The sequence below is a fragment of the Cyanobacteriota bacterium genome, from assembly GCA_025054735.1.
GTDB lineage: Bacteria > Cyanobacteriota > Cyanobacteriia > SKYG9 > SKYG9 > SKYG9.
In genome coordinates, this window is sequence record JANWZG010000243.1 from 1 (window position 1) to 6,072 (window position 6,072).

The 6,072-nt window shown below is 50.4% G+C and carries 5 protein-coding genes; 2 read left to right on the forward strand and 3 right to left on the reverse strand.

Features of this window, described 5'->3' with window-relative positions; all coding sequences use genetic code 11:
• Positions 1-651 (reverse strand): aldehyde dehydrogenase family protein (locus NZ772_12125; GenBank protein MCS6814295.1); only part of this gene is annotated, 651 nt, incomplete at its 3' end.
• Between the two features lie 235 nt (positions 652-886).
• On the opposite strand from NZ772_12125, the gene NZ772_12130 reads away from it, so the two are divergent.
• A complete protein-coding gene (locus tag NZ772_12130; protein MCS6814296.1) occupies positions 887-2,050 on the forward strand; it encodes a pyridoxal phosphate-dependent aminotransferase in 1,164 nt (387 codons plus the stop codon).
• A gap of 30 nt (positions 2,051-2,080) precedes the next feature.
• Here NZ772_12130 and moaC read toward each other — a convergent pair whose 3' ends face one another.
• Entirely contained in the window at positions 2,081-2,590 is a 510-nt protein-coding gene (moaC, locus tag NZ772_12135; GenBank protein MCS6814297.1) for a cyclic pyranopterin monophosphate synthase MoaC, read from the reverse strand.
• Between the two features lie 84 nt (positions 2,591-2,674).
• Between moaC and NZ772_12140 the strand changes: the two genes are divergently transcribed.
• A complete protein-coding gene (locus NZ772_12140) occupies positions 2,675-4,003 on the forward strand; it encodes a leucine-rich repeat-containing serine/threonine-protein kinase (GenBank protein MCS6814298.1) in 1,329 nt (442 codons plus the stop codon).
• On the opposite strand, the gene wecB is transcribed toward NZ772_12140, so the two are convergent.
• Entirely contained in the window at positions 4,000-5,124 is a 1,125-nt protein-coding gene (gene wecB, locus NZ772_12145; GenBank protein ID MCS6814299.1) for a UDP-N-acetylglucosamine 2-epimerase (non-hydrolyzing), read from the reverse strand. The genes NZ772_12140 and wecB overlap by 4 nt on opposite strands.
• Positions 5,125-6,072 lie beyond the last annotated feature (948 nt).

The following is a 6,072-nucleotide window of genomic DNA, read 5'->3' on the forward strand; positions in this document are numbered from 1 at the left end:
TAGGGTGACTGGAGTTAGCTGTTTGGCGGCTGCTTCCATGACAATCTGGCCAACACGAGGCCCACCGGTGAAAAAGATGTGGTCAAACTTCTGGGCTAGTAATGCCTGAGCAGTCTCTACGCCCCCTTCGATTACAGCAACATAGTGAGGGTCAAAGGTTTCACGAATCACTTGGGCAAGCACCGCAGATGTAGCTGGGGCCAGCTCTGATGGCTTTAGAACTGCACAGTTACCAGCAGCGATCGCCCCCATCAACGGAGATATCAAGAGCTGAAATGGATAGTTCCAAGGGCCAATAATGAGCACAACCCCCAACGGCTCTGGCTGCACCCATGCTGACCCTGGCAATTGGGATATAGGCAAGCCTACCCTGCGAGGCCTTACCCAAGCCTTCAGATGCTTAAGGATGTAGTCAAGCTCCATTACGGCTCCCAATTCAAAGTAGGCTTCGTAATCAGAACGCCCTAAATCTGCCTTAGCTGCTTGCACAATATCAGCTTGCCGCTGCACGATGGCAGCCTTCAGTTGCCGAAGCTGTGCTACACGAAAGTCGATGGGTTTAGTAGCACCTGTGGCAAAAAATGCCCGTTGCCCTTGAAGGATATTGGCGATCGTGAAATCTGTCGTTAGTTCTGTAGTGGAATGAGTCATAGCTGGTTTGATAGCTGTGCCATGGGTTTGATCTAGGAGTATGGTAACAATCTAAGCACTGACATCCAACCATTGATGCGAGCGCAACTGAGGGCAACTGAAGGGGAACGGTAGACAACGGTCAACTGAGCAAGAGATTCATATCAAGAAATCCCAACACAGCATGATCAAGCTGGTAAGGTATGGCAGACTAGAACATCAGTCACGTTGGATACCATCAAGGAGGAGAACTCCCGTGAAACTGGCAAGCCGTATTGGTCAGGTCAACCCGTCGTTAACGTTGGCCATCACTGCTAAGGCAAATGCTATGCGAGCCGATGGCATTGATGTTTGTAGCTTTAGCGCTGGGGAACCTGATTTCCCTACTCCAGACCACATTAAGCAAGCTGCCCAAAAAGCGCTGGATGAAGGCAAAACTCGCTATGGCCCCTCAGCCGGAGAACCCAGGCTAAGAGCAGCGATCGCCCAGAAATTGCAAACCGACAATCACCTACCCTACACACCAGACCACATTGCCGTGACCAATGGCGGTAAGCAATCATTATTCAACCTGATGCTAGCCCTCATTGAACCCGGTGATGAGGTGATTATTCCTTCCCCCTATTGGCTGAGCTATCCAGAAATGGTTACCTTGGCAGGAGGTACCTCTGTATTTCTGCCCACCACAGCAGCAACTGGCTACAAAATTACTCCTCAACAGTTGCAACAGGCAATTACCCCAAAAACTAAGCTGTTTATTCTTAACTCGCCCTCCAATCCTACGGGTATGGTCTACACCCCCGATGAAATTCGGGCCTTGGCCGCAGTCATCGTGGAGGCAGATATTTTGGTGGTATCCGATGAAATCTACGAAAAACTCACCTATGGTGACGCGACCCACTTCAGCATTGGGGCAGCCAGTCCTGAAGCCTTTCAACGCACGATTACTAGCAATGGTTTTGCCAAAGCCTATGCGATGACAGGTTGGCGCGTTGGGTATTTAGCAGCACCTGTGGAACTGGTGAAGGCAACGACAACTGTACAAGGTCACAGTACCTCTAATGTTTGTACCTTTGCTCAGTGGGGGGCGATCGCAGCCTTAGAAGGTTCTCAAGATTGTATAGAGACCATGCGCCAAGCCTATGCCGATCGTCGCAACGTCATGTACGAGATGATTAGCAGCATCCCTAATGTATCGTGCCTCAAGCCCGATGGTGCCTTCTATGTCTACGTAGACATCAGCAAGACTGGGTTAACCTCCCTACAGTTTTGTGATGCACTGCTGGAGTCCCAACAGGTGGCAGTAATTCCTGGCATTGCCTTTGGGGCAGATGACCACATTCGGCTATCCTATGCCACAGACCTAGCCACCATTCGCAAAGGGTTAGAACGCTTAGAAGCCTTCGTAAGTCGCCTCTAGCTCCCTCTCCCTTCTTTCCTGCTGCCAGTTCTATGCCTGGTGATAGTCGCCAGATTTGCCCCCTGTTTTGCTGACTAGGTGAATAGCCTCGATGCGCATGGATTTCTCCAGAGCCTTGGCCATGTCATAAAGGGTGAGAGCAGCAATTGACACAGCGGTCAGTGCTTCCATTTCCACACCAGTCATGGCAGTGGTTTTTACGTGAGCTTGAATGTGATATCCCGGCAGGGTGGGGTCTGGGTCGATCGTCACAGCGACTTTACTAAGCGGCAGGGGATGACAGAGGGGAATAAGGCTAGCGGTCTGTTTGGCTGCCATGATGCCTGCCAATCGAGCTGTAGTGATAACATCACCCTTGGGGTTGTTCCCTGCTTGGATTGCCGCCAGTGTAGCTGCGGACATACGCACCTGGCCAGCAGCGATTGCCTCTCGCACAGTTGCCTGCTTATGGGAAATATCCACCATCTGTGCTTGTCCTGAAGGGTCAAGATGGGTTAGGGTGGGTTCCGGTGATGGCTGCAAGGGATAATTGTTGGTCATGATAACTACAATACTCGCTGACTGTAGGGACTTATTCCATCGGAGTTTGCTTATTATGGCGCAGCTCACCGGAGGTTGATTACAGTGAGTCTAGAAACACTGCACCAACTCCGATCAGGGCGCTTGCCGCCTAGTAAACGGTTAGCAATTCATTGCGGCTTGACAGAATTTCCCTCAGAAATTTTTGACCAAGCTGACACGACCGAGATTTTGGATCTGTCTAATAACCACCTTAGGACATTGCCCGCTGACTTTGGACGGTTGACGCAGCTTAAGGCTGTTTTCTTTTTCAACAACGAGTTTGAGGATCTTCCATCCGTGCTGGCAGACTGTCCACGGCTAGATATTCTGGGGTTCAAAGCCAATCGCATTCGTCAGATTAGCCCAACAGCTCTGTTTCCTCGAATCCGGTGGCTAATCTTGACCGATAACCAGCTAGAACAATTGCCGACGACGATCGGCTCCTTAACGAGACTACAAAAGCTGATGTTAGCAGGTAACCAGTTGCGATCGCTGCCCGACGAGATGAGGGCTTGCCAGAGCTTAGAACTGTTGCGGATTGCGGCAAACCAGTTGCCATCCTTACCCACATGGTTGCTGACATTGCCCCGACTATCTTGGCTAGCCTACGCAGGCAACCCGTTCTGTAGGGATGAGCAGAAGGAGGTGCGATCGTTACCCGACATTGACTGGGCTGACCTCACCTTGGAAACCCTTCTAGGTCAGGGAGCTTCTGGCATCACCTCCAAGGCACGATGGCAAGTCACCGCAACAGATACCCAGGAGGTAGCTGTCAAGGTATTCAAGGGCAATATCACTAGTGACGGTGTACCCTTGGATGAAATGCAAGCCTGTATTGCTGCTGGCTCTCATCCTAACTTGGTGTCGGTGCTGGGCAGACTCGTTAACCATCCTGAGGCCAAAGCAGGCTTAGTATTTTCCCTAATTCCACCTGACTACAAGATTCTAGGCGGCCCGCCCAGTCTAGATACTTGCACAAGGGACACTTTTCCCCCAGACACCCACTTTTCCCTAGCTGTGATTTTGCGCATCGCCCAAGGTGTGGCATCAGCAGCCGCACATCTGCACAGTCGGGGCATCATGCATGGCGATTTGTATGCCCACAACACCCTAGTGAATGCTCAGGGTGACAGCTTGTTGAGTGATTTTGGCGCAGCCTGTTTTTACGATCGAACTGACTCAGTGACTGCTCCTGCCTTTGAGCGTCTGGAAGTGCGGGCGTTTGGATGCTTACTGGATGATCTGCTCACCCACGCCGATCAGGACGATCTAGCAGCTCATAGGGTGACCAGCGATCGGCTCCGACAACTCCGGGACGACTGTCTGCATCCGACCGCACTGGTGCGGCCTCTATTCACCACGATTTGTCAACTCTTAGCTGACTTAGCTTAGGACAAGTGGAAATAGGTTTTGACCACAGCCAAAATGCGATCGGCAGCGTGACCATCGCCAAAAGGATTAATAGCCGTTGCCATCGCTTGGTAAGCATCTGTATTGGACAATAACTCGCTTGCTGCCGCCACAATCGCAGCCGCATCAGTACCCACAAGCTTGGCAGTGCCTGCGGTAACCGCCTCTGGACGTTCTGTGGTCTCTCGCAACACTAGCACAGGCTTCCCTAGGCTAGGTGCCTCCTCTTGCAATCCGCCAGAGTCAGTCAGTAACAGGTAGCAGCGCTGAATTGCTCCCACCAACTCTCTGTAGTCCAGCGGTTCCGTGAGAAATACACGGGGATGGTTTCCTAGCATGGCTTGCAGGGGTTCTCGCACCGTTGGGTTGCGATGTAAGGGCAACAGCAGAGCAGTGTCTGGAAAGCGGTCTAGGGTTTGCAAAAAGCCATCAGCAATGCCAGCCAATGGCGCGCCCCAGTTTTCTCGTCGATGCACCGTGGACAGCAAAACTCGATAGCGATCCCAATCTAACCCTGGAACCTCGCAGACGGGATTTTGGCTAGCAACAGCCAGCAATGCATCAATAACAGTGTTACCCGTTTTCTCCACAATGCCCACCACGCCCGATCGCTGCAAGTTCTCTACAGCCAATGCTGTTGGTGCAAAATGCAAGTGCGTCAGTTGCGAAATCAAACGCCGATTGGCTTCCTCTGGGTAGGGATTGTAGAGATCATCGGTACGCAGACCTGCTTCCACATGGCCGACGGGAATCTTTTGGTAAAAGGCGGCAAGGGTTGCTGCAAAGGCAGTAGTAGTGTCTCCCTGGGTCAATACCAGTTGGGGCTGGAGTTGTTGAAACAATGCCTCTAGTCCTTGCAAACTGCGACAGGTAATGTCGGTCAGAGTTTGCTTGGGTTGCATGATGTCAAGGTCATGGTCGGCCTCCAGTCCAAACAGTGCCATAACTTGATCCACCATCTCTCGATGCTGCCCAGTCAAGATGACTTGGGTGTCAAACTCTGGCGATCGCCGAAACACCTGAATGACTGGAGCTAACTTAATCGCTTCAGGACGAGTGCCTAGGGTGATGCATATGCGAAGACGTGCCGGGAGAGTAGTCATGGGGAAGAGAGCAATTATTCGGGCAGTTCTGGATGAACTGAAGGTTAGTAACGTGCGGATCAATGAGGCGTGCCATAATCCTAGCAATGCCATCTGGCATCATAGTACAGTTATGGTCGCAATACATCTGTCAATGGGATTGATAAGTTGGTCAATAGAATCAATAAAGCATCAATAAGTTGGTGAAAATGATGCACAGAATCTCAAAGAATTAACCGAGTTTGCACACCTTTAAATCTGCATATAAATCTGCATAGTCAATGTAGCTGTGATAAAGTCGTAATCAACACAATGGTAACCGTGTTTACATCTTTTACAATTAGAGACAATTATGTTGCGTGATTACGTTATGACTGAGTGGATTCAATCGCGTAAGTCTAATCGTGCAAGTTTAATTGAGTAGAGCAATACTTAACATTTAATTAAGTTCGGTTAATTTAACTTAAATTAATGAAGCTCAATAAATTAGTAGAGCACTATTGGGATGCATTCCCCTTATGTAGCCCTCACCCTAAATCCCTCTCCCAACCAGGGAGGGGACTTCTAATCCACCTCCCCCTTACCCCCCGTTCGCGGAGAACCAGAGGGGCTAGGAGATAAGGGCTTACTTGCGTAAGTGGGATGATCTAGCTACTATTGAGCCTGAATATAGGCTAGATGCTTGGCACCTGACGGTGCGAACTGTTGAGATTAGGAATGACAATTGATTGCCAATTGCCTAGAATGGGGTGCATAACTAAGATTATGGTACCTGTCATATTCTGCCTATTAACTGTTTGATTTGATTAAGTTACAACCTGATTGCTGTTAGATTTATTGCTGTGCGAAGAGAGCTAGCCCTATGTCGTCCAATCCTCAACGTCCATCTGTTCCACCTCCCCCGGCTCCTGGTATGCGGGTTCCGCCTCCACCCCCACCGCCACCTATGCATAGCGCTGCATCTCCAGC